General features: G+C 63.3%; 23 protein-coding genes. 16 read left to right on the plus strand and 7 right to left on the minus strand.

What is annotated here, in order from left to right:
• The first annotated feature begins 65 nt into the window (after nt 1–65).
• From aroC to ACUXAC_RS01610, 5 genes are all read left to right on the plus strand, one after another.
• Nucleotides 66–1151, plus strand: coding sequence for a chorismate synthase (aroC, locus tag ACUXAC_RS01590; RefSeq protein WP_033635387.1), 1086 nt, complete (start codon nt 66–68; stop codon nt 1149–1151).
• Nucleotides 1152–1156: 5 nt separating this feature from the next.
• Nucleotides 1157–1984 carry a penicillin-insensitive murein endopeptidase gene (gene mepA, locus ACUXAC_RS01595; RefSeq protein ID WP_038876512.1) on the plus strand — a complete coding sequence of 276 codons (828 nt, stop codon included), beginning with the start codon at nt 1157–1159 and terminating at the stop codon, nt 1982–1984.
• Nucleotides 1985–1987: 3 nt separating this feature from the next.
• Complete coding sequence (locus ACUXAC_RS01600; RefSeq protein WP_025303718.1) at nt 1988–2794, plus strand: sulfite exporter TauE/SafE family protein; 807 nt, start codon at nt 1988–1990, stop codon at nt 2792–2794.
• An 89-nt stretch (nt 2795–2883) separates the two neighbouring features.
• Entirely contained in the window at nt 2884–3432 is a 549-nt protein-coding gene (locus tag ACUXAC_RS01605) for an elongation factor P hydroxylase (protein ID WP_169318894.1), read from the plus strand.
• A gap of 32 nt (nt 3433–3464) precedes the next feature.
• Entirely contained in the window at nt 3465–3746 is a 282-nt protein-coding gene (locus tag ACUXAC_RS01610; RefSeq protein WP_016926855.1) for a YfcL family protein, read from the plus strand.
• A 41-nt stretch (nt 3747–3787) separates the two neighbouring features.
• Here ACUXAC_RS01610 and mnmC read toward each other — a convergent pair whose 3' ends face one another.
• Entirely contained in the window at nt 3788–5809 is a 2022-nt protein-coding gene (gene mnmC / locus ACUXAC_RS01615) for a bifunctional tRNA (5-methylaminomethyl-2-thiouridine)(34)-methyltransferase MnmD/FAD-dependent 5-carboxymethylaminomethyl-2-thiouridine(34) oxidoreductase MnmC (protein WP_201965867.1), read from the minus strand.
• Between the two features lie 170 nt (nt 5810–5979).
• Here mnmC and fabB point away from each other — a divergent pair, with 170 nt between their 5' ends.
• Nucleotides 5980–7200 (plus strand): beta-ketoacyl-ACP synthase I, encoded by a 1221-nt coding sequence (gene fabB, locus ACUXAC_RS01620; protein WP_016926857.1) that lies wholly within the window; start codon nt 5980–5982, stop codon nt 7198–7200.
• Nucleotides 7201–7412: 212 nt separating this feature from the next.
• Complete coding sequence (locus ACUXAC_RS01625; protein ID WP_004936201.1) at nt 7413–7634, plus strand: putative periplasmic lipoprotein; 222 nt, start codon at nt 7413–7415, stop codon at nt 7632–7634.
• A gap of 62 nt (nt 7635–7696) precedes the next feature.
• Here ACUXAC_RS01625 and apbE read toward each other — a convergent pair whose 3' ends face one another.
• Nucleotides 7697–8728 (minus strand): FAD:protein FMN transferase ApbE, encoded by a 1032-nt coding sequence (apbE, locus tag ACUXAC_RS01630; protein ID WP_421115233.1) that lies wholly within the window; start codon nt 8726–8728, stop codon nt 7697–7699.
• A 154-nt stretch (nt 8729–8882) separates the two neighbouring features.
• Here apbE and ACUXAC_RS01635 point away from each other — a divergent pair, with 154 nt between their 5' ends.
• A complete protein-coding gene (locus ACUXAC_RS01635) occupies nt 8883–9995 on the plus strand; it encodes an SLC13 family permease (protein WP_060419991.1) in 1113 nt (370 codons plus the stop codon).
• Here the strand turns inward: ACUXAC_RS01635 and pepT are convergent.
• A complete protein-coding gene (gene pepT, locus ACUXAC_RS01640; protein WP_060419994.1) occupies nt 9992–11239 on the minus strand; it encodes a peptidase T in 1248 nt (415 codons plus the stop codon). The genes ACUXAC_RS01635 and pepT overlap by 4 nt on opposite strands.
• Nucleotides 11240–11456: 217 nt before the next feature.
• On the opposite strand from pepT, the gene ACUXAC_RS01645 reads away from it, so the two are divergent.
• Nucleotides 11457–12353: an endonuclease/exonuclease/phosphatase family protein gene (locus ACUXAC_RS01645; RefSeq protein WP_142110291.1), complete on the plus strand. Its 897-nt coding sequence runs from the start codon at nt 11457–11459 to the stop codon at nt 12351–12353.
• Nucleotides 12354–12379: 26 nt separating this feature from the next.
• Here ACUXAC_RS01645 and pdxR (ACUXAC_RS01650) read toward each other — a convergent pair whose 3' ends face one another.
• Entirely contained in the window at nt 12380–13813 is a 1434-nt protein-coding gene (gene pdxR, locus ACUXAC_RS01650; protein WP_421115234.1) for a MocR-like pyridoxine biosynthesis transcription factor PdxR, read from the minus strand.
• A gap of 93 nt (nt 13814–13906) precedes the next feature.
• Here pdxR (ACUXAC_RS01650) and ACUXAC_RS01655 point away from each other — a divergent pair, with 93 nt between their 5' ends.
• Complete coding sequence (locus tag ACUXAC_RS01655) at nt 13907–14362, plus strand: rhodanese-like domain-containing protein (protein ID WP_197782866.1); 456 nt, start codon at nt 13907–13909, stop codon at nt 14360–14362.
• A 4-nt stretch (nt 14363–14366) separates the two neighbouring features.
• Here ACUXAC_RS01655 and flk read toward each other — a convergent pair whose 3' ends face one another.
• Nucleotides 14367–15395: a flagella biosynthesis regulator Flk gene (gene flk, locus ACUXAC_RS01660; RefSeq protein WP_454266404.1), complete on the minus strand. Its 1029-nt coding sequence runs from the start codon at nt 15393–15395 to the stop codon at nt 14367–14369.
• Nucleotides 15396–15600: 205 nt separating this feature from the next.
• Here flk and ACUXAC_RS01665 point away from each other — a divergent pair, with 205 nt between their 5' ends.
• Genes ACUXAC_RS01665 through ACUXAC_RS01680 form a run of 4 tightly spaced genes read left to right on the plus strand, consistent with a single transcriptional unit; the run spans nt 15601 to nt 19255 of the window.
• Nucleotides 15601–15963 (plus strand): copper resistance protein, encoded by a 363-nt coding sequence (locus ACUXAC_RS01665; RefSeq protein WP_387441827.1) that lies wholly within the window; start codon nt 15601–15603, stop codon nt 15961–15963.
• Nucleotides 15964–16012: 49 nt separating this feature from the next.
• Entirely contained in the window at nt 16013–18049 is a 2037-nt protein-coding gene (locus tag ACUXAC_RS01670; RefSeq protein ID WP_387441825.1) for a protein-disulfide reductase DsbD family protein, read from the plus strand.
• The gene (locus ACUXAC_RS01675) at nt 18046–18762 is read left to right on the plus strand and encodes a DsbA family protein (protein WP_038876482.1); all 717 of its coding nucleotides are present in this window, start codon (nt 18046–18048) and stop codon (nt 18760–18762) included. The genes ACUXAC_RS01670 and ACUXAC_RS01675 overlap by 4 nt, the downstream gene beginning before the upstream one ends.
• On the plus strand, nt 18755–19255 hold the full coding sequence (locus ACUXAC_RS01680; RefSeq protein WP_084827340.1) for a protein disulfide oxidoreductase: 501 nt from the start codon (nt 18755–18757) through the stop codon (nt 19253–19255). Before ACUXAC_RS01675 ends, ACUXAC_RS01680 begins: the two co-directional genes overlap by 8 nt.
• On the opposite strand, the gene pdxR (ACUXAC_RS01685) is transcribed toward ACUXAC_RS01680, so the two are convergent.
• Entirely contained in the window at nt 19252–20718 is a 1467-nt protein-coding gene (pdxR, locus tag ACUXAC_RS01685) for a MocR-like pyridoxine biosynthesis transcription factor PdxR (protein WP_387441823.1), read from the minus strand. The two genes, ACUXAC_RS01680 and pdxR (ACUXAC_RS01685), sit on opposite strands and share 4 nt — an antisense overlap.
• A gap of 172 nt (nt 20719–20890) precedes the next feature.
• Between pdxR (ACUXAC_RS01685) and ACUXAC_RS01690 the strand changes: the two genes are divergently transcribed.
• Together ACUXAC_RS01690 and ACUXAC_RS01695 are read left to right on the plus strand one after the other, a co-directional pair.
• Nucleotides 20891–21886: a DMT family transporter gene (locus tag ACUXAC_RS01690; protein WP_084827342.1), complete on the plus strand. Its 996-nt coding sequence runs from the start codon at nt 20891–20893 to the stop codon at nt 21884–21886.
• 155 nt (nt 21887–22041) lie between these two features.
• Entirely contained in the window at nt 22042–22671 is a 630-nt protein-coding gene (locus ACUXAC_RS01695) for a CatB-related O-acetyltransferase (protein WP_084827343.1), read from the plus strand.
• A gap of 34 nt (nt 22672–22705) precedes the next feature.
• Here ACUXAC_RS01695 and ACUXAC_RS01700 read toward each other — a convergent pair whose 3' ends face one another.
• On the minus strand, nt 22706–24223 hold the full coding sequence (locus tag ACUXAC_RS01700) for a tripartite tricarboxylate transporter permease (RefSeq protein WP_016926872.1): 1518 nt from the start codon (nt 24221–24223) through the stop codon (nt 22706–22708).
• Between the last annotated feature and the right edge of the window lie 7 nt (nt 24224–24230).

Below are 24230 nucleotides of genomic sequence, written 5' to 3' on the forward strand. Positions count from 1 at the left end.
ACCGCATTTCCAGGGCCCGCACGGCGGGCCTCATAACGATAAAAGACTAACGGTAAGGAGCCGTGATGGCAGGAAACAGTATTGGGCAGATTTTCCGCGTCACCACCTTCGGTGAATCTCACGGGGTGGCGCTGGGTTGTATCGTCGACGGCGTGCCGCCCGGCATTCCGCTCACCGAAGCCGATTTGCAACACGATCTGGACCGCCGTCGTCCGGGCACCTCGCGTTACACCACCCAGCGCCGCGAACCGGATCAGGTGCGCATTCTCTCCGGCGTATTCGAAGGCGTGACCACCGGCACCAGCATCGGTTTGATCATTGAGAACACCGATCAGCGCTCACAAGACTACAGCGCCATCAAAGACGTGTTCCGTCCCGGGCATGCCGACTACACCTACGAACAGAAATACGGCCTGCGCGACTATCGCGGCGGCGGCCGTTCTTCGGCGCGTGAAACCGCCATGCGCGTCGCGGCGGGCGCTATCGCCAAGAAATACCTGCAGCAGAAGTTCGGCGTGCAGGTACGCGGCTATCTGGCGCAGATCGGCGACGTGACCTGCGAGCTGAAAGACTGGGATCAGGTCGAGCAGAACCCGTTCTTCTGCCCGGATCCGGACAAGCTGGAAGCGCTGGACGAACTGATGCGCGCGCTGAAAAAAGAGGGCGACTCCATCGGCGCCAAGGTCAGCGTGATCGCAGAAAACGTGCCGGTTGGCCTGGGCGAGCCGGTATTTGACCGTCTCGACGCCGATCTGGCGCATGCGCTGATGAGCATCAACGCGGTGAAAGGCGTTGAGATCGGCGACGGGTTTGCCGTGGTGACCAAACGCGGCAGCGAAAACCGCGATGAAATCACCCCGGAAGGCTTCCAGAGCAACCATGCCGGCGGCATTCTCGGCGGCATCAGCAGCGGCCAACCGGTGGTGGCGCATCTGGCGCTGAAGCCGACCTCCAGCATCATGGTGCCGGGCCGCACCATCAATCGCCAGGGCGAAGCGGTGGAAATGGTCACCCGCGGTCGCCACGATCCGTGCGTGGGCATCCGCGCCGTGCCGATCGCCGAAGCGATGATGGCGATCGTGCTGATGGATCACCTGCTGCGTCAGCGTGCGCAAAACGGTGATGTGGTTTCCGACGTGCCTCGCTGGTAATCGCCATGAAAAACTGGATGTTGGGCCTGGTGGCCCTGACGGCCTCCGCCTCCGCCATGGCGCTGACGCCGTGGCAGAAAATCGATCACCCGGTGGCCGGCGCGCCGCAGGCGGTGGGCGGTTTCGCCAACGGCTGCATCATCGGCGCGCAGCCGTTGCCGCTGAACTCACCGAACTACCAGGTGATGCGTACCGACCAGCGCCGCTATTTCGGCCACCCGGATCTGCTGGCGTTTATTCAGCGCCTCAGCAGCCAGGCGAACCAGAAAGCGCTGGGCACGGTGCTGATCGGCGACATGGCGATGCCGGCCGGCGGCCGCTTCAGCAGCGGCCACGCCAGCCACCAGTCGGGGCTCGACGTCGACATCTGGCTGCAGCTGCCGCGCCAACGCTGGAGTGCGCAGCAATTGCTGAAACCACAGCCGATCGACCTGGTATCAGGGGACGGCAAACAGGTGGTGGCCAGCCAATGGCAGCCGCAAATTGAGTCGCTGATCAAGCTGGCGGCGCAGGACGCGGAGGTGACGCGCATCTTCGTCAACCCGGCGATCAAGCAGCGCCTGTGCCTGGATGCCGGCGCCGATCGCGCCTGGCTGCACAAGGTGCGCCCGTGGTTCGGCCATCGTGCGCACATGCACGTGCGCCTGCGTTGCCCGGCCGGCAGCCTGGAGTGCCAGGAGCAGGATACGCCGCCGCCGGGTGACGGCTGCGGGGCCGAACTGGCGAGCTGGTTCGTGCCGCATCAGCCTAACGCCAAGCCGGGCAAATCCGTGCCGCCGCCGTTACCGCCGACCTGTCAGGCATTGCTGGATCACCATTTCTCAGCGGAATAACACATGGACTGGTTTGTCATTGGCCCCGAGATGCTCGGGGTGTTGTTTGCGGTAGCGCTGCTGGCGGGGTTTATCGACTCCATCGCCGGCGGCGGTGGGTTGCTGACGGTACCGGCCCTGCTGGCGGTGGGGGTTCCCCCGGCGCAGGCGCTGGCCACCAACAAGCTGCAGTCGGTCGGCGGCTCCTTCTCCGCCAGCCTGTACTTTATTCGTCGGCGCGCGGTGAACCTCAATGACCAAAAGCTGACGATATTTCTGACGCTGATCGGTTCGATCGCCGGCGCCATTCTGGTGCAGCATATGCGCGCCGATTTGCTGCGGCAGATGTTGCCGTTGCTGGTGATCGGCATCGGCCTCTATTTCCTGCTGATGCCGCGGCTGGGTGAGGAAGATCGTCAACGCCGCCTCGGGGCCTTGCCGTTTGGGCTGGTGGCCGGTGGCTGCGTCGGGTTTTACGACGGTTTCTTCGGCCCCGGCGCCGGGTCTTTCTACGCGTTGGCCTATGTGACGCTGTGCGGTTTTAACCTCGCCAAGTCCACGGCGCATGCCAAGGTGCTGAACTTCACCTCCAACGTCGGCGGGTTGGCGCTGTTCATCATCGGCGGCAAGGTGGTGTGGAGCATCGGTTTGGTGATGCTGGTGGGGCAGGTGCTGGGGGCGCGTCTGGGGGCGCACATGGTGCTGACCCGCGGGCAGAAGCTGATTCGGCCGATGATCGTGATCGTCTCGCTGGTGATGAGCCTCAAGCTGCTGTACGACAATCACGGCGCGGAAATTCAGCAGTGGTTGACCGCCCTGGTACACGGTTAAAGATGAAGAGGGGGCGTTGCTTACGCGCCCTGTCTTATCGGGTATAATGGCCTCTTTATTTTTGTGGTTATAGAGTTTTTATGTCAGACATGCAGACCCGCTATCACTATGAACAGCTGATCGAGATCTTCAATCAGTGCTTCAGCGATGATTACAACACCCGCCTGGTGAAGGGCGACGACGAGCCTATCTACCTGCCGGCCGACGACGAACTGCCGTATCACCGCATCGTGTTCGCCCATGGCTTCTACGCCAGCGGCCTGCACGAAATCTCGCACTGGTGCATCGCCGGCGAAGCGCGCCGCCAGCTGGTGGACTTCGGTTACTGGTATTGCCCGGACGGGCGCGACGCGCAAACCCAGAGTGAATTCGAAGCGGTAGAGATCAAACCGCAGGCGCTGGAATGGATGTTCTGCGTGGCGGCCGGTTTCCCGTTCAACGTCAGCTGCGACAACCTGAACGGCGACTGCGAGCCGGATCGCATCGCGTTCCAACGCAAGGTGCGCGCCCGGGTATTGGCGCTGCTGGAGCAGGGAATACCCACACGGCCTGCGCGCTTTATTCAGGCGTTGCAATCGTTCTACAATACGCCACCGTTGGCGGCCGAGCATTTTCCGTACCCGGAAGATCTCAACTGACGCCACAGCCCGCTATTTAATGAGGAAATTTGATGATCGCAGAATTCGAAGCGCGCATTTTGGCGCTGATTGATGACATGGTAGAGCACGCCAGCGATGATGAACTGTTTGCCGGTGGCTACCTGCGCGGTCATCTGACGCTGGCGGTGGCCGAAGCGGAAGAGCAGGGTGAGCACACTGCCGAAGCGCTGAAGGCGCGGGTGGAAGAGAGCCTGCACAAGGCGATCGCCGCCGGGGAACTCTCGCCGCCGGATCAGATCCTGGTGCGCGGCATGTGGGAAAACCTCTATCAGGCCGCCACGCCTGCCGCCTGACCGCCATGCCGGGGCGCATCACCGCGCCCCTCATTTATGAATTAAACCGCACGCCCTTTCAGCAGCTTTCGTACCCACATCCGATTCGGATTCAACGCCGCCAGCAGACGCGCATCGCCCGGTAACGGTTCGCCGAACAGCTGCGCCGCCAGAATTTCCGCTGCGAGCGGCGCCGAGCACAGCCCGCGCGATCCCAACCCGCCGATAGCAAATAGGCCGGGATAGACCGGCGCATCGGCGACGGTTTCGCCGCGCTGATTCTGCCGCTGCAAATCCTGATACTGCGTCACCGTGGCCTGATAGTCCGGCAGCGCGCCGACCATCGGCAGATGATCGCGGGTGGCGCTGCGCACGCCGCAGCGCGCCTGATGAGCGCTGACGTCCACCTGCTGCGGCCAGGCCTGTTCCGGCAGGCAGCGCAGCAGGCGCTCGCGGTTTTCCTGTTGCTCCTGCTCGCGGTAGTCGGTGGCGGTGTCGCCACGCTGGTAGCTGGCGCCGATGCAGTGTTGGCCGTTGTTGGCGTTGACCGGCGTCAGGTAGCCGTCGTAGCACAAGACCTGTTTCAACTGACCGAGGGCCGGCGAGCTTGGGATGTGCGACACCTGCCCGCGCACCGAGTACAGCGGCAGGGCTTGCGTCGGCGCCAACTCGGCCAACCGGTGCCCGTTGGCTAGGATCACCGTCGCATGGCGGTGGCTTTCGCCGTGGGCGAAGTCGATGCGCCAGCCGTTTTCTTCACGCGCCAGCGCCTGCGCATCGTGCCGGTAGCGGCAGACCAGACCCTGCCGCTGCGCCAGCGCGATAGCGCCGCGCGTCAGCTCGGCCGGGCAGAGCCAGCCGCCCTGCGGGTAGGTGATGCCGCCAAAGCCGGTATCGACGCCGCACAGTTCACTGAGCGTCTCGCGGTCGGCCGCCATCGCCAGCGCCGGCGGCCAGTCGGTTTTCAGCATATTGGCGATCTTGGCCCCACTCTTTTCGTCGTAGGCCAGCTGGCTGACGCCGCACCACTGGTGATCAAAGGTGACGCCTTGTTGCAAGAGGGTGTCGTATTGACGACGGGCGAAGGGAAACGCGGCGCTGAAGAAACTCTCCAGCGCGTCGCCGCTGCCGTTCAACAGAGGATAAATCGCCCCCTGACGGTTGCCGGAAGCGCCCTCGGCCGCCTGCTCGTCGGCGCAGTACAGCGTGACGCTGGCGCCGCGCCGCAATAAGGCCAATGCGGTGAGCGCGCTGGCGACGCCGCCGCCGATCAGGGCGATGTCGGCGGTGTTGTCCGCCGCCGGACGCCGATACCAGGGGGCCGGGTGGGGTGTAGGCTGCGTATCGGCCGGCAGACCGCCGGCGAGCATCTCACGTTTTTGGCCGAAGCCTTTGCAACGGTTGACCTGAAAACCGGCCTGCTGCAAGCCGCGGCGCACGAAGCCGGCGGCGGTAAAGGTGGCGAAGCTGCCTTCCGGCCGGGCGAAACGCGCCATGGCGGCGAACAGTTGCTCGGTCCACATGTCGGGATTTTTGGCCGGTGCGAAGCCGTCGAGGAACCAGGCGTCGACCTGGTTATTCATGCTGGCGTCGAACTGAGGCAGCAATTCGTTGACGTCACCGAACCACAGATCGAGCGTAATGCGGCCTTCGGCCAACAGCAGGCGATGGCAGCCCGGCAGCGGCAGCGGCCATTGGGCGCGCAGCTCGTCGGCATAGGGAGTCAGCTCCGGCCAGCGCGCATGCGCCGCCGCCAGATCGGCCTGCTGCAGGGGGAATTTTTCAAAGCTGATAAAGTGCAGGCGTTGCAGCGCGGCGTCCGGCTCGGCCTGGCGGAAGCCCGCGAAGGCCTGCCACAGGGTCAGGAAATTGAGCCCGGTGCCGAATCCGGTTTCCGCCACCACCAACAGCGGGCGCGGGTGAGTGGCGAAACGCTGCGGCAGCCGGTTGCCGTGCAGGAAGACATAGCGGGTTTCTTCCAGCCCATCCTGATTGGAAAAATAGACGTCATCAAACTGTTTCGAAACAGGTGTACCCTGTTCGTTCCAGGTTAGCGTTGCGGTTTGGATGGGGGCGTGGTTCACGGTCAATAGCTCGAAATTCAAGGGATGCCGCGAATTCTAACGGCGCTGGCGCCCAGGCGCAAACTGGACAACAATAAAGCTGAAAAACGCTGATCGGACTTGTTCGGCTTACATCTGTACGCTAAAGTGCGATGCAAAATCCCGTAGGTAAATAGTGGAAGAGGTATTGAATGAAACGTGCAGTGATTACTGGCCTGGGAGTTGTCTCCAGCATTGGTAATAACCAGCAGGAGGTCCTGGCGAGCCTGCAGGAAGGACGTTCTGGGATCACTTTCTCCCAGGAACTGAAAGATTCCGGCATGCGTAGTCACGTATGGGGGCAAGTTAAGCTCGACACGACCGGCCTGATCGACCGCAAGGCGGTACGTTTCATGAGCGATGCTTCCATCTATGCCTTCCTGGCGATGCAAGAAGCGATCGCTTCTTCCGGCCTGAAGGAAGAAGAGTATCAAAACAACCCGCGCGTGGGCCTGATCGCCGGTTCCGGCGGCGGTTCTCCGCGCTTCCAGGTGTTCGGCGCCGATGCGATGCGCAGCCCGCGCGGCCTGAAAGCGGTTGGCCCGTACGTGGTCACCAAAGCCATGGCCTCCGGCGTTTCCGCCTGCCTGGCGACGCCGTTCAAAATCCACGGCGTAAACTACTCCATCAGCTCCGCTTGCGCGACCTCTGCACACTGCATCGGTAACGCGGTTGAGCAAATTCAGCTGGGCAAACAGGACATCGTGTTCGCTGGCGGCGGCGAAGAGCTGTGCTGGGAAATGGCCTGCGAGTTCGACGCGATGGGCGCGCTGTCCACCAAGTACAACGACACGCCGGAAAAAGCCTCCCGCACCTACGACGCCGATCGTGACGGTTTCGTCATCGCCGGCGGCGGCGGTATGGTCGTGGTTGAAGAACTGGAGCACGCGCTGGCGCGCGGTGCGCACATCTACGCAGAAATCGTTGGCTACGGCGCAACGTCCGACGGCGCCGACATGGTTGCGCCATCGGGCGAAGGCGCAGTACGCTGCATGAAGATGGCGATGCAGGATCTGGATGCGCCTATCGACTACATCAACGTGCACGGCACCTCCACGCCGGTAGGCGACGTGAAAGAGCTGGGCGCGATTCGCGAAGTGTTCGGCGACAATACCCCGGCTATCTCCTCCACCAAGGCGATGACCGGTCACTCGCTGGGCGCCGCAGGCGTGCAGGAAGCGATCTACAGCCTGCTGATGCTGGAGCACGGCTTTATCGCGCCGAGCATCAACATCGAAACCCTGGATGAGCAGGCGGCCGGCATGAACATCGTGACTCAGCCGACTCAGCGCGAGCTGACCACGGTGATGTCCAACAGCTTCGGCTTCGGCGGCACCAACGCCACCCTGGTGATGCGCAAACTGGCGAAATAATTCCGCCTGAGCTTCATCTCGCCATCAAGCCCGCGTTTTCGCGGGCTTTTTACCGTTCAAAGCCCGCCGGGCGAGCGCTCGGAGTTTTCCCAAATCACATCCCCTGACACATCATTACCTCGCCATTACACGCGTTGGGCATACAATAGCCAGGTAGCGTGATTATCGCTCGGCGTGGCTTTCTAAAGTGATCGAACATTGAGGCAAGAAGTATGAAAAAGTTAATTGCGGTTGGGTTACTGTCGGCCGTGTTGGCCGGATGCGCCACTGATTCTCCCTGCGTTCCGGTCTACGATGACCAGGGGCGTCTGGTGCACACCAACACCTGCATGAAGGGCACCACTCAGGATAACTGGGAAACCGCGGGCGCGATCGCCGGCGGCGCGGCGGCAGTGGCCGGTCTGACCCTCGGCATCATCGCGCTGACCAAGTGATCGGCGCGGCGCCTGCGGGCGCATGCAACCAGTCCGGCCATTGCGTGCCGGGCTTTTTTATTTCACTGCACCAAAAACGCCTTGAACTGCGGCGTCATCACGGCGCTAAAGCCGTCGTCGGTTTTGCTGATCAGGTAGACCGCCAGCCCTTTCTCTTCGGCAAGTTTCAACGCTTTCTCCGTGCCCAGCACCATCAGGCCGGTATCCCAGCCGTCGGCCTCGAGCGCGGTGGGGGCGATCACCGTGGCGGAAACCAGCCGGTGGTTGATCGGCCTGCCGGTGGTCGGATCGATGACATGAGAGTAGCGCTGGCCGTTTTGTTCAAAGTAGTTGCGGTAGCTGCCGGCGGTGCTGATGCCGTAACCGTGCAAATCCACCAGCGCCTGCACCGCGTTTTCACGGTCGGTTGGCTTTTGGATTGCCACCCGCCAGGGTTTGCCCTGGCCGTTGACGCCGCGTGAAGAGACCGCGCCGCCGACCGATACCAGGTAGTTGGTAATGCCGTTGCGGTTCATCAGGCGCACCAGTTCATCGGCACCGTAGCCTTCGCCCAGCGTCGAGAGATCGACGTACATGTCCGGCAGATCTTTTTGCAGCCACTCCCCGCGATTGTCGCTGATAAGCTTCAGGTGCTGCAGGCCGATGCGCTGATTCGCCGCGTCGATCTGCGCCTGTTCCGGCACCTTGACCGGATGCTTGTCGGGGCCGAATCCCCACAGGTTCACCAGTGGGCCAACGGTAATGTCCATGGCGCCGCCAGTATCGCGGCCGATGCGCTGGGCCATCAGCACGATGTCCGCCATGCCGCGCGGGATCGGCTGCGGTTCGAGGCTGGCGCTACGGTTAAATTGCGACAGCACCGAGTCGGCGCGGTAGGTGGAGATATCGTCGTTGGCCCGTTCGAGCACCGCGTCGATCTGCCGCTGCAGTTCTTGCTTGCCGATCGCGACGTCACCGCTGACTTTAACGCTGTAGAAGGTGCCCATGGTCTTGCCGTCGATAGCGATTTGCGGGCGGGAGGAGGCATCGTCGCAGGCGGCGAGCAGGGCGCATAAGGCGCTGAGCAACGCCCCTTTGGCGAACAGGGAAGCCATAACATGTCCTTTGAAAACGAGAAAGCCGCTACAAATAAAGTAAAGCGCGGCAAATGGAAAGCGGATAAAGGTAAAATAGCATTTTGCTGGCGTTGCGGCTGCGCCTGAGCTAACGTCTCGCTCATGCTTTTCGCTGAGGTTTCAAGCTGCCACCATGAGTGCAACCGCCATTTCCCGGCTTATCCATCCCTTTGTCAAAGACCGTTTCCTGCATGCGCTGTTGCTGGCCGGCGTGGCGATGTTCGCCTTTCATCCGCAGCCGCTGGCGGCGCTGGGCGGGTTTATCGACGGCCGCACCCTCATTACCCTGTTGGGGCTGATGCTGCTGACCAAAGGCGTCGAGGTCAGCGGCTACTTCGACGTCGTTGGCCGCAAGATTATCAACCGGCTGCATAGCGAACGGCGGCTGGCGCTGTTCCTGGTGTTTTCCGCCGCGCTGCTGTCGTCGTTTCTGACCAACGACGTGGCGCTGTTTATCGTCATTCCGCTCACCATCACGCTGAAAAAGCTATCGGCGCTGCCGGTGGGCCGTTTGATCATCTTTCAGGCGCTGGCGGTGAACGCCGGTTCGCTGCTGACGCCGATCGGCAACCCGCAAAATATCCTGCTGTGGAGCCGCTCCGGCCTTTCTTTCCTCGGCTTCATCGGCCAGATGGCGCCGTTTGGCGCCGCGATGATGCTGAGCCTGTTGGCGTTGACCTGGTTCAGCTTCCCGGCGCGCGACATCGTGAAAACGCCGAATACCGAGGGCTACCCCTATCAACGGCCGCTGTTGCTGAGCTGCGTGGGGCTGTATGCGATCTTCCTGCTGTGCCTGGATATCGGTCTGCCGCTGTATGGGCTGCTGGCGGTGTTCGCCGGCTTTTTGTTGCTGGCGCGCCGGGTGCTGTTGCAGATCGACTGGAGCCTGATTTTCGTGTTCGCCGCCATGTTTATCGATGTTGGCCTGTTTACCCGCCTGCCGCCGCTTCAGCCGGCGTTTGCTGCTATCGCCGGGCTGAGCGACGGCGGGGTGTATGCGCTGGGCGTCGGGCTGTCGCAGATCGTCAGCAACGTGCCGGCCACCATTTTGCTGCTCAACTATGTGCCCTCCAGCGCGCAGTTGGCCTATGCGGTCAATGCCGGCGGCTTCGGGTTGGCGGTCGGCTCGCTCGCCAACCTGATTGCGCTGCGCATGGCGGGGGAGCGCAAGATCTGGTTGCGCTTCCACTATTACTCGCTGCCGTTGCTGGCGTGGGCCGCGCTGGTAGGCTGGCTGTTGAGCTAGCCCGGATTACCGCTCTGCCGGGCGGCCAACAGGCAAATGCTGCGGGTTACCTGGTAGGATTTCACAAAGGCGCTGACGGGTAAAAACTCGAAGCGCGAGTGGAAGTTATGCGCGCCGGTGAAGTAATTGGGCGTCAGGATGCCGCGGCTCGAGAGCGCCGCGCCGTCGGTGCCGCCGCGCATCGGGATCACCTTCGGCGGGATGCCGTGGGCGGCAAGGGCGCCAAAGATCAGATCGATGGCGCGCCGATCTTCGCCGATGGCGTTGCTGATGTTGCTGTAGATGTCGCTGATGCTGCAGCTGACGTTGGCGCGCGGATAATTGGCCGCCACCTGATGCACCGTCTCCTCAAGGCGGGTTTTGCGCGCCTCGAAGGTGGCGCGATCGAAGTCGCGAATCGACACCTTCAGCGTCGCCTGATTGGCATTGGCGGCCAGATCCGTGAACCAGAAATAGCCCTCGCGCCCGTCGGTGTGTTCCGGGGTATCCTGCACGTCGAATCGGTTGATGATGTCGTTGGCGATGCGTATCGGGTTGATTAACACGTTTTTCGCCGACATCGGGTGGGCGGTTACCCCTTCGATGCGGATCTCCGCCGCCGCCGCGTTGAAATTCTCGTAAACCACTTCACCCAGTTCGCAGCAGTCGATGGTGTAGGCGAAATCGACGGCGAAACGCTGCAGATCCAGCGCCTTGGCGCCGCGCAGGCCGATCTCTTCATCCGGCACGAATGCCACCACGATATCGCCGTGGCGATCGGCGGCGGTCAGGTTGGCCAGCAGCGTCATCACCACGGTGACCGCCGCCTTGTTGTCGGCGCCCAGCACGCTGGTGCCGTCGCTGAACAGGATCTCTTCGTTCCGGTAGGGCAGGATCTCCGGGTGCTCGGCGGTGCGCAGCCAGATATCTTGCTCGGCGTTCAGGCATAAATCTTCGCCGGTGAAGCGCAGGCGCTGCGGGCGAATTTCGGGCGACAGGCCGACGTCCACGGTGTCGATATGGGTGATGAAGCCGATGCGCGGCGCGCCGGGTTGGGTGCCGGGCTTGCGGGCGGTGACGGTGGCGTGGTCGTCTATCTGCACGTCGGCCAGGCCGAGCCGGCGCAGCTCTTCCGCCAGCAGCTGTGCCATCTCATGCTGCCCCGGCGTGCTGGGCAGGGTGGTTGCGGCGGCGTCGCTCTGGCTGGTCACCGCCAGATAGCGGAAGAAACGTTCGGTGAGCTGTTCGGCAATCGGGCTGGTCATCGGAACTCCTCGCGGTTGGCAATCTACCGGTTTTAAAACGAAATCAGCCGTTTGTCCAACGGTGCAATGCGTAAACCGCCAGAATGCGAAGCATCGCGCAGAAACAAAAAATAGCGGTGAAACTAGGAAATCGTCGCAGGTTTCTGCGGCAAAATCGGTGTTAGCTGTGGGCCGGGAAGCGCCCGCATAACACTTATCTGTTCCTCAAGGAGAATTCATGCACACCGGTCACGCTCTGCTTATCACCATACTGTCCCTTGGCCTCTCTCCCAGCGCCTGGTCCTCTGCCGACACCGGACATGCCAACAGCAACGCCAACAGCCGCGAAGTGGCCAGCGCGCTGGGCGGCCTGAAAAACAAAACCTACGAACTGGAACAGGCGCCGAAGATCCGCGTCGCCAGCTTCAATATCGCCGCCGGCAAGGTCAGCGACATGACCGCCATCGCCAAGGCGATTCGCGCGATGAACGTCGACGTGGTGGCGCTGCAAGAGGTGGATAAGCTCACCGCCCGCAGCGGCCGCGTCGATCAGGCGGCGGAGCTGGCGAAGCTGACCGGCATGCAGGCGGTGTTCGGCCGGGCGATCGACTTCGACGGCGGTGAATATGGCCTGGCGTTTCTCTCCAGGTATCCGCTGCACGACGCCGTGATCTATCCGCTGCCGTCCGGCCAGCGCGAACAGCGCATTGCCTTCAGCGCCAAGGTCGACGTGCCGGAGTTCCCGGCGCCGATCACCCTGTTCAACACCCACCTCGATACCAAGGAAGACCCGACAATGCGCCTGGATCAGGTGCGGGAGCTGAACGATCGCACCATAGAAGTGCGCGGTATCAAGCTGCTGTTCGGCGACATGAACGATGTGCCGGGCAGCGTGACCTGGCTGGAATTGAGCCGCTATTGGAACGACATCATGCCTAACGGGCAGGATGGCCGCAGCTGGCCGGCGGAAAACGCCGAGATCAAGGTGGATTACCTCTTCACCGGCAACGCGCAGCGCTGGCATCTGGACAGCCTGACGGTACCGAACGCCAGCGGCGACTGGAACGGCGTGCATTGGCCGGCGGTGAGCGACCACCTGCCGCTGGTGGCGGAAATGCGCCTGACCGAGCAATAAGCCGGTCGCATTCCGTTGAGGCCGGGCTAAGCCACGGCGATCTGCGCCAGCCGCTCGACGGCGCTGCGGATCTCGCCCGGCGTCAGGGCCGAAAAGCCCAGCAGCCAGCCGTCGCGCTGCGCCTGAGCCGTCTGGTATTGTGCCGTCAGCCGGGGCGTGAGGATGCCGAGCCGCTGCGCCTGTCGGCTGAGCGCCGCCTCCTGGCCGGGCGGCAGCCAGACGCTGAGCTGCAGGCCGCCGGCGGCGGGAGCGGGCGTGGCGAAGTGGCCGAGTTTTTCGCGTACTTCCGCCAGTAACACATCGCGCCGGCTGCGGTAGAGCTGGCGCATATAGCGAATATGCGCGGCGAAGTGCCCCTGATGGATGAATTCGGCGGTGACCGCCTGCATCAGCTGCGCGCTGTGGCCGTCATACACCGTGCGCGCGGTGACGAACGCGTCAACCAGCGTGGGCGGGACGATCAGGTACGCCAACCGCAGCGAAGGGAACAGCGATTTGGAGAAGGTGCCGAGGTACAGCACCCGGCCACGGCGATCCAGGCCCTGCATCGCCGGTATCGGCAGGCCGTCGTAATGAAACTCGCTGTCGTAATCGTCCTCGACGATCCAGGCCTGCTGCCTGTCCGCCAGCGCCAGCAGCGCCAACCGGCGTGCCAGGCTGAGCGCTGCGCCGGTTGGGTATTGGTGCGAGGGCGTCAGATAAATCAAACGAGGGTCGGGCAAGGAGGGGTCAGCGCGCAGGCCGTCGCCGTCCACCGCGACCGGCGTCAGGGCGGCTCCGGCGCTGATAAAGGCGTTTCTTGCCCCGGTGTAACCCGGTTCTTCCATCCAGACGCTGTCGCCGCTGTCCAGCAGCAGCGTGGCGATCAGCTGCAGCGCCTGCTGCGAACTGGTCAGCACGATAACCTGCCGTGCATCGCAGATCACGCCGCGCGTTTGATTGACGTGGGCGGCAATCGCTTCACGCAGCGGCAAATAGCCCTGAGGGTCGCCGTAGCGCAGCAGGCTTTCTCCCTGTAGCCGCAGGCGCTGTGCGGTCAGTTGCTTCCACAAGGCCAGCGGAAACGCGCGCAGATCCGGCGAACCGGCGGCAAACGCCCGTGGCTGCTGCGGATCGCGGCAGCCGCCGGTTTGTACGATCTGTTGGCCGCGCTGCGAAAGGCGCGGTATGCCGGCAGCGGTCGCCGGCGGCGGTGATCTGGCGATGATAATCGCCACAAAGGTGCCCTGGCCGACGCGGCGCTGCAGATATCCCTCCGCCTCCAACTGACCGTAGGCCGCTTCGACGGTCACTCGCGAGAGGCCCAGATCGCTGGCCAGCACCCGGCTGGAAGGCAGGCGTTGCCCCACGCTCAATGCCCCTTGGTGGATGGCCTGCCGTAATGCGCCGCACAGGCGATCGCGCAGCGTGCCGGCGGTGTGGGGCGATTGCTGAAACAACGTGACCAGCGAGTGCCGCATAATGGGTCTTATCACGGTTGGAAAATGGGTATCAATCATAAGACCAAAATGGGGCACTATTGTCATCTGTCTTGATGCACGGGAGTGAATGGTATGTCGAAAGAATCATTGGTGCTGGCTTTTCCTCCGGCGGCGCCGGAAGAGAGCCTGGCCTACCTGGCGGCCAAACTGAGCCGCTATGCGGATGCCTGGGACGTGGCGGAGGATCTGCGCAATGGCGTGGAGGGGGTGATAGTGATCGACACCCGCGCGGAGGCGATGTACGCCGCCGGGCATATTCCCGGTGCGCTCAGTTTGCCGCATCGTCTGATGGATGAAGCCAGCACGGCGCAGCTGGATCGCGAAAAAGTGTATGTGACCTACTGCGACGGCATCGGCTGCAACGGTTCCACCAAGGGCGCTTACAAGCTGGCGAAGCTGGGATTCCGGGTGAAGGAGCTGATCGGCGGGCTGGACTTCTGGCTGCGCGACGGCCATCCGTTGGCCATCGGCGAACAGCCGGGATCGTTGCGCGATCGGGCGGCTGTTGAGGACTGCGGCTGCGCCTGAGGCGTTAAAACACCAGAGCCAGCACGACGGCCAGCGCCAACAGCAGCAGGATCAGCGCGACGGCGGGTTTGCTGAGCGCTTTTTGCAGCGGCAGCGGCAGGGCGGCGATCAGCGGGTTGAGCAGCGGCTGCGGATCGACAGGGTGGCTGACGATAGCCTGAGCCTGGCCGGCTTTTTCCAGGCGGCGGGCAAACAGTTGATGAATGGCGTCGCTCATTTGCGGATGCGTCAGCGGCGCATTGGCACCGCAGTTGAAGCGCGCCTGGCAGTAGTCGTTCATCTGCTGCAGCTCTTGCTCGTCCGCCGGCTGCTTGAGCGCCGCCAGCAGATTGTTCAGCGTCGGCGCGCTCTGCGGGCTGAGGGCCACCTTCACTTGCAAGAATTGGTTTAACAGCTGGAAGTGGCGCGCTGGCAGCGGATCGTTGGTTTTCACGCCCGCCAGATCAAACAGCGTTTGCCAGATTTTAGCCGGCGCTTCACCGGTGGCCGCGCTAAGTTTGGTGAACTGCTGCTGCAGGCTCTGATGCTCTGCGGGCAGCAGCGGGCGATCGCTGGTGGCGGTTTGCTGCGGCTGAGGAATGGTCAGGCCGCCGGTCTGCAACAGATTCAGCACCTGCTGCAGCTGTGGTGGGCTCAGCTGGCTCAGTACCGTGTGGCCGAACTGCTGGCGAATAAAGTCGCTGACCGCCTGGCGGTTGTTGCCCTGCGGCAGCAATTCGGCCAGCTGTTGCAACAGCTGGCGCCCGGCGTGGTTTTGCTGCGCCTGCGTCAGGCGCGTTTGCAGCAGCTGTTCCGCCGGTTGAAAATGGCGCGCCAGCAGTTCACCGCCGTTGTCGGCGCCGAGCTCGTGGCGCAGAGTCGCCCAGATCTCCGCCGATTTTGCCGGGCTGAGCGTCATGATTTTCACGATCAGCTTTTCCAGCGTCGTGCGCTGTGCCGGAGAAAGGGGTTGATCGTCAGTGGCCGCCGTTTTGCCCGGGGAGGGAGGGCGTTCGCCGGCGATTGGGGTGCCCGGCCCACTCAAAGGTTGCATATCACCAGTCCTTCGCTGTGTATCCCCGCAGAATGCCTGGAGGAGAGAATCATCATCGTACCCGGCGAAAAGCGCAGGCTTACCCGCTATGATACCTGTAAATCGCCGCCATCAATACCGCCGCTCAGACATTTCTTTACCGACAAAACGTTGCTAATCGCGCCCGCGTCGCTAAGATAACCCCAGACCCGAACATGAGGATGGCATGGTTAAACGGCAGCGGATTGCAAAATGGTTTTTATGCCTGGCTTGCCTGGTGGTGCTGACGTGCATGACCCAGCGCATGGCGGGCCTGCATGCGCTGCAGCAAACGCTGGGGATCCCGGCGGCCATCGCCGTTCAATCCGGTGACGTCGCCGCCGAAGCGCAGCCGACGCCCTGTGAACTGAGCGCCAAGTCATTGCTGGCCGCGCCGCCGGTGATGTTCGAAACCGTACTGTTCGGGCTGGGCCTGCTGCTGGCGCTGTTGGCGCCGACCATTGCCGCGCGCCTGCGTATTCCTCCTCCTCGCGCCATTTCACCGCCCACCCTCAGGGTGCACCTTCGATTATGCGTTTTCCGTGAATGAGTTAATCGCCCGTTTTTCGCGGTGAATTAATCATTTATGGAGAATTAACATGTTGAAAATTATCAGGCTGGCCTGCGCTTGCCTGTTTATGCTGTGGCTGCCTGCCTTGCAGGCGGCGGACAGCGGCTGGCTGCAAAACCCGGCCAACGATCATGCCAAGGTGCGGCTGCGTGCCGACACGTCACAGCCGGGGGAGACCCGCCTGCTGCTGTCGGTCGAGCTGCAAAAGGGCTGGAAAACCTACTGGCGTTCCCCTGGCGAAGGCGGCATCGCGCCGGCTATCGTCTGGCAGGGCAACCCTCCGCCGGCGACCTGGCACTGGCCGACGCCGCAGCGTTTCGAGGTGGCCGGCATTTCTACCCAGGGCTATCACGATCGGGTCACGCTGCCGATCGTAATGTCTGGTCAGGTATCCGGCCCGCTGGCGGGCACCCTGACGCTATCCACCTGCAGCAACGTCTGCATTCTGACCGACTACCCGTTCAGCCTGGATCTGACGACGCCGAACGATCCGCAGTTTAACCACGACTTCGCGCAGGCGATGGGGCAGGTGCCGATCGCCGCCGGGGTGGCGGAGGGCGTCAAGGCCGGTTACCGCAACGGCGAGCTGCAGATCGCCGCCGAGCGCGCCGCCGGTTGGCAGCAGCCCGCGCTGTTCTTCGATACGCTGGCGGATGCCGATCTCGGCAAGCCGCAGGTTGAGACCGACGGCGCTCAGCTGTTGGCGCGAGTGCCGGTCAGCGATGGCTGGGGCGATGCGGCGCCGGATCTGCGCGGCAAAACGCTGACGCTGGTGATCGACGACGGCGGCATGGCGCAGCAGATTACACTGCCGATTGGCGATCCGCTGGCCGCGCCCGCCGGTGCGGCATTCCCGCTATGGCAGGCGGTATTGATGGCGCTGGCGGGCGGGTTGATCCTCAACCTGATGCCGTGCGTACTGCCGGTGCTGGGCATCAAGCTCGGCTCCATCCTGCAGGTGGAACGGCGCGATCGGCGCAGCGTGCGTTTGCAGTTCCTGGCGTCGTCGTTGGGCATCGTCGCCTCGTTTATGGCGTTGGCCTTGCTGATGACGCTGCTGCGGCTCGGCAACCATGCGCTCGGCTGGGGTATTCAGTTCCAGAATCCGTGGTTTATCGGTTTTATGGTGCTGGTGACGCTGCTGTTCAGCGCCAACCTATTTGGCCTGTTCCATCTGCGCCTCTCGTCCGATCTGAATACGTCGCTGGCGACCCATAATGGGCACGGTCTGAGCGGCCATTTCTGGCAGGGCGCGTTTGCCACGTTGCTGGCGACGCCGTGCTCGGCGCCGTTTCTCGGCACGGCGGTGGCCTTCGCGCTGGCGGCGTCGCTGCCGGTGCTGTGGGGCATGTTCATCGCGCTCGGTATCGGCATGAGCCTGCCGTGGCTGCTGATCGCCGCCTGGCCATCGCTGGCGCTGCGCTTGCCGCGCCCCGGCCGCTGGATGAATACCGTCAAGCTGGCGATGGGGCTGCTGATGCTGGCGTCGTCGCTGTGGCTGCTGAGCCTGCTGAGCAACCATATCGGCGTGCAGGCCACGCTGTGGCTGGGGGCGTTGGCGCTGCTGGCGTTGCTGCTGGCGGTGTGGCGTCAGCAGGGCGCACGGTTGGCGGCTAAGCTGGCGGCGGGCACGTTGGTGCTGGCGGGCGTGGCCTTGCTGGCCGGATCGCTGGCCGCCGGCCTGTGGCGCCAGCCGTTGCAGGATCGGGTGCAGTGGCAACCGCTGAGCGAGCAAGCGATTACCGAGGCGCTGGCCCAGCATAAGCGGGTGTTCGTCGACGTGACCGCAGACTGGTGCGTGACCTGTAAAGCCAATAAATTCAATGTGCTGCTGCGCGATGACGTACAGCGCGCGCTGAGCGCCGACGACGTGGTTGCGCTGCGCGGCGACTGGAGCCGCCCGTCGGCCGACATCAGCGCCTTCCTGCAAAAGCGCGGCAGCGTCGCCGTGCCTTTCAACCAAATCTATGGCCCCGGCAGCCCGGACGGCGAGGTGTTATCCCCGCTGTTGACCCGTGACGCCGTGCTGCAAACGCTTTCCCATGCCAAAGGAACCGAACAATGAAAAAGCTACTGATTTTACTGATGATCATCGCCGCCCCGGTGTGGGCCGCCGAGCCTTTCACCCCGGCACAAGAGGCGCGTATCAAAGAGATGATCCGCGAAACGCTGGTGTCCAACCCGGACATTCTGGCGCAGGCGGTGGACGCCTGGCAGCAGCAAACCGCCGGCCAGCAAATCAGCCAGGCTATCAAGCAGAACGCCAAAACGTTGTACCAGGATCCGGCCAGCCCGCGCCTCGGCGCCGCCAACGCCAAACTGACGCTGGTGACTTTTACCGACTATAACTGCCCGTACTGCAAGCGTTTTGATCCGATGCTGGAGAAGATCGTCAAGCAATACCCGGACGTGGCGCTGGTGGTGAAGCTGCTGCCGTTCAAGGGCGAAAGCTCGGTCAGTTCGGCGCGCGTGGCGCTCACCACCTGGCAACAGCACCCGGATCAATTCTGGGCCCTGCACCAGCGGCTGATGGCGAAAAAGGGCTTCCACGACAACGCCAGCATCGCCGCCGCGCAAGAGAAAACCGGCGTCAAGGCGGTGGCGCCCAGCGAACAGAGCATGACCACGTTGCGTACCAATATGGAGCTGGCGGAACAGCTGGGCGTGCAGGGGACGCCGGCGACGCTGATCGGCGATCGGATGCTGCCGGGGGCGGTGTCGTATGAAGAGCTGGAAGCGATGGTGAAGCAGCAGCTGGCGAAGGCCAACCATGGCTAAGCTCAAGCGCTGGGGGCGCGAGTTGCTGCTGCTGGCGCTGATCGCGCTGGCGGTGGTGACGGTGATGGATTGGCTGAACGCGCCGCAGGCGCCGCCGGCCTTCGATGCTCAGACCCTGACCATGCTGGACGGCGAGCGCGTGTCGTTGGCGCAGCTCAGCCATGAGCGGCCGCTGCTGGTTTACTTCTGGGCCAGCTGGTGTGGCGTCTGCCGCTTCACTACGCCGGACGTCGCCCGTTTGCAGGCGGCGGGCGGCAACGTGCTGACCGTCGCGCTGCGCTCGGGCGACGATACCCAGGTGAAACACTGGCTGGCGCGCAAACGGCTGGCGCTGCCGGTGGTCAACGATCCGGCCGGTACGCTCTCGGCGCAGTGGCAGATTGGCGTGACGCCGACCTTCGTGGTGGTCTCGCAGGGCAAGGTGGTGCAGAGCACCACCGGCTGGACCAGCTACTGGGGGATGAAGCTGCGGCTGTGGTGGGCCGCCGTCTAACCGGCGCTTTTCTCCGTTATCACCTCCTCAATCGCCCGGCACAGCCGGGCGATACCTTCTTCAATCTGCGGCGGCGAGTTGGCGGCGAAGTTCAGCCGCAGGCCGTGCGCGCCCAGCTGTTCCTGCGCATAAAAGCATTCGCCGCGTGCGAAGGTTACGCCGTGCCGCCAGGCGACCGGCATCAGTTCGGTGGTGGTCACCGTCGCCGGCAGCGTCAGCCAGATAAATAAGCCCCCCTGCGGCGTTTCGAAGCGGCACCCCGGCGGCAGCTGCCGTTGCAAGGCATCAATCATCACCTCCAGATGGCGGCGGTAGACGCGCCCGGCGCGCCGCAGCTGCTTGTCGTAACGGCCGACGGTGACGAACGCGTCCAGCGCCCGCTGGATCAGGCTGGAACTGGTGAAGCTGTCGACGTGTTTCAGCCTGGCGAAACGCTGATAGTGTTCGCTGTCCGCCACCAGATAGCCGATGCGCATGCTGGGCAGCAGCATTTTGGAGAAGGTGCTGACGTAGATCACCGCGCCCGGCTGCGCCAGCGCGCGCAGCGACGGCAGCTGTTTGCCCTGGTAACGCAGATCGCCGACGAAGTCGTCTTCCAGGATCACCACGCCGGCCTGTTGGGCGACAGTCAGCAGGCGTCGCCGCCGCGCCTCGCTCAGGCAGCGGCCGGTCGGGTTGTGGAAATTGGGGATGGTGTAGATCAGTTTGGGGCGGTAGCGTTCCAACAACTCCGGCAGCAAATCCACCCGCATGCCGTGGCGGTCGCCCGGTACGGTGACGATATTGATGCGGTGCTGGCGCAGCAGGCCCAGCGCTTCGGCGTAGGTCGGTTCTTCGACGATCACCGTATCGCCCGGCGCCAGCAGGCTTTGCACCACCAGACTGATGGCGTGCTGCGAGCCGTTGGTGATCAGCACCTGTTCCGCCTGCGTGGGGATGCCCTGCGCGCTGAGAATGCGGCTCAGCGTATCGCGCAGCGGGTAGTAGCCGCAGTATTCCCCGTAGCTGAAGGCCTCTTCCGCATGGCGGCTGAGCACCGACAGCAGCACTTTGCGAAACGCCTCCAGCGGAAACACCTGAGGGCTGCCGACGCCGGCGGCGAAGTTGATCAGCCCCTCCGGCAGCGGGGCGTCGGCGTAGCCGTCCAGCCGCGAGGTGAGGGTGGTGAAGCTCTCCAGCGGGAATGGAGCATCGCTGCTCGGCCGGGCCGGGCGCGCCTGCGCTTGCGGGTGCGCGACATAGGCGCCGCTGCCGCGCCGCTGATGCAAAAAGCCTTTGGCCGCCAGTTCGGCGTAGGCGTTATCCACCGTTAAACGGCTGACCGCCAGTTCGGCCGCCAGCGTGCGCGTCGAGGGCAGTTTGTCACCATCGACGAACACGCCGGTGAGGATGGCGCGCCGCAGCGCTTCTTCGATCTGTAAATAGAGCGGAACGTCCTGCTCGCGATCCAACGGGATATGCATGCGAAATTGGCCCGGTTATGGAGAGTGATTTTTACTATACCCCATGTCAACAGGGCTTCAAGCGCAGAAAAGTGGCCTGCATGACAACGCCGTAAAGTGGCTATAGTGATAAAGAATGGCCGCGTTACACTGTCCGCCTGAGCATTTACGTCGCCATTTCTCCGAGGATCTCATGTCATTACCGTCAGGCGTTTCCGCCCGGCCGGCGCTGCCCGGCGCGCGCCTCTTTCAGGGCAGCCACCAGGGGTACGTCATCGCCATTATCAGCGCCATGCTGCTGGCCTTTACCGCCATCATCATTCGCGCGCTGACCGAGTACTATCACCTGCCGACCTTCGTGCTGGCGTTCTGGCGCGCGGCGCTGGTGGCGCTGGTGCTGTTGCCGCTGTTGTTGCTGGTGAAACCGCAGTGGGCGCGCCTGCGCCGTGAACAGGTGGTGTTCTACGCACTTTACGGGCTGCTGCTGGCGCTGTTCAACAGCCTGTGGACGCTGTCGGTGGCGCTGAACGGCGCGTCGGTGGCGACCATTCTGACCTACTGCTCGGTGGGCTTTACCGTGTTCCTCGGCTGGGTGATGTACAGCGAACGCCTGACGCTGCGCCAATTGCTGGTGATCGCCATCAGCCTGGGCGGTTGCTTCCTGGTCAGCAACGGCGACAGCATGGGGAACAGCCACTTCGATCTGCTGGGGCTATTGGTCGGGATGCTGTCGGGCATCGGTTATACCCTGTATACCCTCGGCGGGCGGGTGGCCAGCGAGCGCGGCTATCCGGTGTGGAACACCATCCTGTACGTGTTCGGTTTTTCGGCGCTGTACCAGCTGGTGTTCAACGCGGCGCTGACGGCGTTCCCGCTGGCGGCGTTCCACGGCATGGCCGGCTCTCTGTGGTTCCTGTCGCACGGCGCACTGGGCATCCAGTGGAGCGGCTGGCTGTTGCTGCTGGCGCTGGCCGCCGGGCCGACGCTGCTGGGCTTCGGGCTGTACAATATCAGCCTGAAAACGCTGCCGCTGGCGGTGGCCAACCTGATCCTGTCGCTGGAACTGGTGTTCACCGCGGTGATCGCCTATTTCCTGCTGGGGGAGAGCATGAATCAGCTGCAGCTGCTGGGCAGCGCGCTGGTGATGGGCGGGGTGCTGCTGCTGAAAAGCAAGACCGCCGAGGCGTGATCGGCTACCATTACGCCTCGCAAGAGAGGCCGTAAGATGAATAACCCGAGATTGAAACGAGCGCTTATCGCTTGAATGGCCGTGTTGAGTGAACGACAACACGGCCACAGACATTCCGTTCCGTGGCTTTTATTCCCGTAACAAGAGAATACGCCATGTCCGAAAAACATTGGTCCAAAACCGAGCTGCTGCATCAGACGGTGACCAACCCGAATATCATCATCAAAGGCACCCACAGCTACTACAGCGACTGCTGGGATAACGGCTTCGAGCGCTCGGTGGTGCGCTATCTGCACGGCGACGCGGTCAGCCGGCAATGGCAGCCGCTGGGTGACATAGATCGCTTGCTGATCGGCGATTATGTGTGCATCGCGGCCGAAGCGGTGATCCTGATGGGCGGCAACCACACCCATCGTATCGACTGGTTGAGCCTGTATCCGTTTATGGCAACCATCAAACGGGCGTACCGCCCCAAAGGCGACACCCGGCTGGGGGACGGTTGCTGGATTGGCATGCGGGCGATGTTGATGCCAGGGGTATCGATAGGCGAAGGGGCGATCGTCGCCGCCGGCAGCGTGGTGGTCGGCGATGTTGAGCCTTATGCCATCGTCGGCGGTAACCCCGCGCGGTTTATCCGTTGGCGGTTCGCGCCGGAGGTCATCGCGCGGTTGCTTGCCTTGCGCCTCTATGACTTGTCCGAGGCGGACTTTGCGGTGATTCAGCCCCTGCTCGCCGATGACGATATCGAGGCGTTGGAAAGGGGAATTGCGGCCCTACGCCGTTAAACACAACGGGCGGGGGATCCCCGCCCGTTTCGCGTTACTCGGCTTTGGCCTCGGCCGCCGGTTGGCGGCGTTTGCGCATCAGGCGCAGCAGCGGCGGCAGCGCCAGTACCGCGACCGCCAGCACCAGCAGCGTTTGCGCGATGCTGCTGCTCCACAGAATGCCGAACTCGCCGTTGCTGATCGACAGCGCGCGACGCAGATTCTGCTCCAGCATCTCACCCAGTACGAAGCCCAGAATCAGCGGCGACATCGGGAAGTGCATTTTGCGCAGGATGTAGCCGAACACGCCCAACCCGACCATCAGCAACAGGTCGAAAGTGGTGCTGTGCACCGCATAAACCCCCACCGCCGACACCGCAGCGATCGCCGGCACCAGGAACCACAGCGGGATGGTCAGCATGCGGGTGAACAGGCCGACCAGCGGCAGGTTCATGATCAGCAAAATGACGTTGGCGATCAGCAGCGCGGCGATCAGTCCCCAGACGATGTCCGGCTGTTCGGTGAACATTGCCGGGCCGGGGGTGATGTTGTACAGCGTCAGCGCACCCATCATCACCGCCGTGGTGCCGGAACCCGGCACCCCCAGCGTCAGCATCGGAATGAACGAACCGCAGGCCGAGGCGTTGTTGGCCGCTTCCGGCGCCGCTACGCCGCGGATGTCGCCCTTGCCGAAGGTGTCGCTGTTGCCGCTGATTTTCTTCTCGGTCATGTAGGTCAGCGCACTGGCGATAGTGGCGCCGGCGCCTGGCAGAATGCCGACGAAGAAGCCGATCACCGACGAGCGCAGGGTAGGGCCTGCGCACTGCGCCGCCTCTTTGCGGTTGAACAGCAACCGGCCGGTTTTACGCACCAGCTTTTGCCCGGCGCTGGTGCTTTCCAGCATCAGCAGGATTTCGCTGACCGAGAACAGGCCGATCACCACCACGATAAACTGCACGCCGTCGGAGAGGTGCACGCTGTCAAAGGTAAAGCGGTAAACGCCGGTGTTGGCGTCGACGCCCACCGTCGCCAGCCCCAGGCCGATCAGCGCCGCCAGCAGCGATTTCAGCGGGTTTTGGCTCATCATGCTGCCGAGGCAGGCGATGGCGAACACCATCAGAGCGAAATACTCCGCCGGGCCGAAGGCCAGCGACCAGCGGGCCAGCAGCGGCGCGAACAGGATGATGCCGCCGATGGCGATCATCGATCCAACGAACGAACTGACCGCCGAGATGGACAACGCCACGCCGGCGCGCCCCTGCTGCGCCATCGGGTAGCCGTCCAGCGCGGTCATGATCGCCGCCGCGTCGCCCGGTACGTTAAGCAGAATCGACGAGATGCGTCCGCCGTACTCGCAGCCGATATACACCGTCGCCAGCAGGATCAGCGCCGATTCGGCCGGCAGCTTGAGGGCAAACGCCAGCGGCAGCAGGATCGCCACGCCGTTGATCGGCCCGAGGCCCGGCAGCAGGCCGACGATGGTGCCGACGAAGCAGCCGATCAGGGCGATAATCAGGTTCTGCGGCACCAGCGCCACTTCGAACCCTTGAGTCAAATACATCCAGGTATCCATCATCGCT

Source organism: Serratia sp. 121840015-1 (assembly GCF_053627655.1).

Excerpts from the sequence above, each read along its gene's own strand:
- ACUXAC_RS01680 (WP_084827340.1), top strand. The coding sequence starts at position 18,755 with ATGGCTAAGCTCAAGCGCTGGGGGCGCGAGTTGCTGCTGCTGGCGCTG.
- fabB (WP_016926857.1), top strand. The coding sequence starts at position 5,980 with ATGAAACGTGCAGTGATTACTGGCCTGGGAGTTGTCTCCAGCATTGGT.
- ACUXAC_RS01610 (WP_016926855.1), top strand. The coding sequence starts at position 3,465 with ATGATCGCAGAATTCGAAGCGCGCATTTTGGCGCTGATTGATGACATG.
- ACUXAC_RS01645 (WP_142110291.1), top strand. The coding sequence starts at position 11,457 with ATGCACACCGGTCACGCTCTGCTTATCACCATACTGTCCCTTGGCCTC.
- ACUXAC_RS01670 (WP_387441825.1), top strand. The coding sequence starts at position 16,013 with ATGTTGAAAATTATCAGGCTGGCCTGCGCTTGCCTGTTTATGCTGTGG.
- apbE (WP_421115233.1), bottom strand. The coding sequence starts at position 8,728 with ATGGCTTCCCTGTTCGCCAAAGGGGCGTTGCTCAGCGCCTTATGCGCC.
- ACUXAC_RS01675 (WP_038876482.1), top strand. The coding sequence starts at position 18,046 with ATGAAAAAGCTACTGATTTTACTGATGATCATCGCCGCCCCGGTGTGG.
- mepA (WP_038876512.1), top strand. The coding sequence starts at position 1,157 with ATGAAAAACTGGATGTTGGGCCTGGTGGCCCTGACGGCCTCCGCCTCC.
- aroC (WP_033635387.1), top strand. The coding sequence starts at position 66 with ATGGCAGGAAACAGTATTGGGCAGATTTTCCGCGTCACCACCTTCGGT.
- ACUXAC_RS01690 (WP_084827342.1), top strand. The coding sequence starts at position 20,891 with ATGTCATTACCGTCAGGCGTTTCCGCCCGGCCGGCGCTGCCCGGCGCG.
- ACUXAC_RS01665 (WP_387441827.1), top strand. The coding sequence starts at position 15,601 with ATGGTTAAACGGCAGCGGATTGCAAAATGGTTTTTATGCCTGGCTTGC.
- pdxR (WP_387441823.1), bottom strand. The coding sequence starts at position 20,718 with ATGCATATCCCGTTGGATCGCGAGCAGGACGTTCCGCTCTATTTACAG.
- ACUXAC_RS01625 (WP_004936201.1), top strand. The coding sequence starts at position 7,413 with ATGAAAAAGTTAATTGCGGTTGGGTTACTGTCGGCCGTGTTGGCCGGA.
- ACUXAC_RS01700 (WP_016926872.1), bottom strand. The coding sequence starts at position 24,223 with ATGGATACCTGGATGTATTTGACTCAAGGGTTCGAAGTGGCGCTGGTG.
- ACUXAC_RS01655 (WP_197782866.1), top strand. The coding sequence starts at position 13,907 with ATGTCGAAAGAATCATTGGTGCTGGCTTTTCCTCCGGCGGCGCCGGAA.
- ACUXAC_RS01695 (WP_084827343.1), top strand. The coding sequence starts at position 22,042 with ATGTCCGAAAAACATTGGTCCAAAACCGAGCTGCTGCATCAGACGGTG.
- pepT (WP_060419994.1), bottom strand. The coding sequence starts at position 11,239 with ATGACCAGCCCGATTGCCGAACAGCTCACCGAACGTTTCTTCCGCTAT.
- ACUXAC_RS01600 (WP_025303718.1), top strand. The coding sequence starts at position 1,988 with ATGGACTGGTTTGTCATTGGCCCCGAGATGCTCGGGGTGTTGTTTGCG.
- flk (WP_454266404.1), bottom strand. The coding sequence starts at position 15,395 with ATGCAACCTTTGAGTGGGCCGGGCACCCCAATCGCCGGCGAACGCCCT.
- ACUXAC_RS01635 (WP_060419991.1), top strand. The coding sequence starts at position 8,883 with ATGAGTGCAACCGCCATTTCCCGGCTTATCCATCCCTTTGTCAAAGAC.
- pdxR (WP_421115234.1), bottom strand. The coding sequence starts at position 13,813 with ATGCGGCACTCGCTGGTCACGTTGTTTCAGCAATCGCCCCACACCGCC.
- ACUXAC_RS01605 (WP_169318894.1), top strand. The coding sequence starts at position 2,884 with ATGCAGACCCGCTATCACTATGAACAGCTGATCGAGATCTTCAATCAG.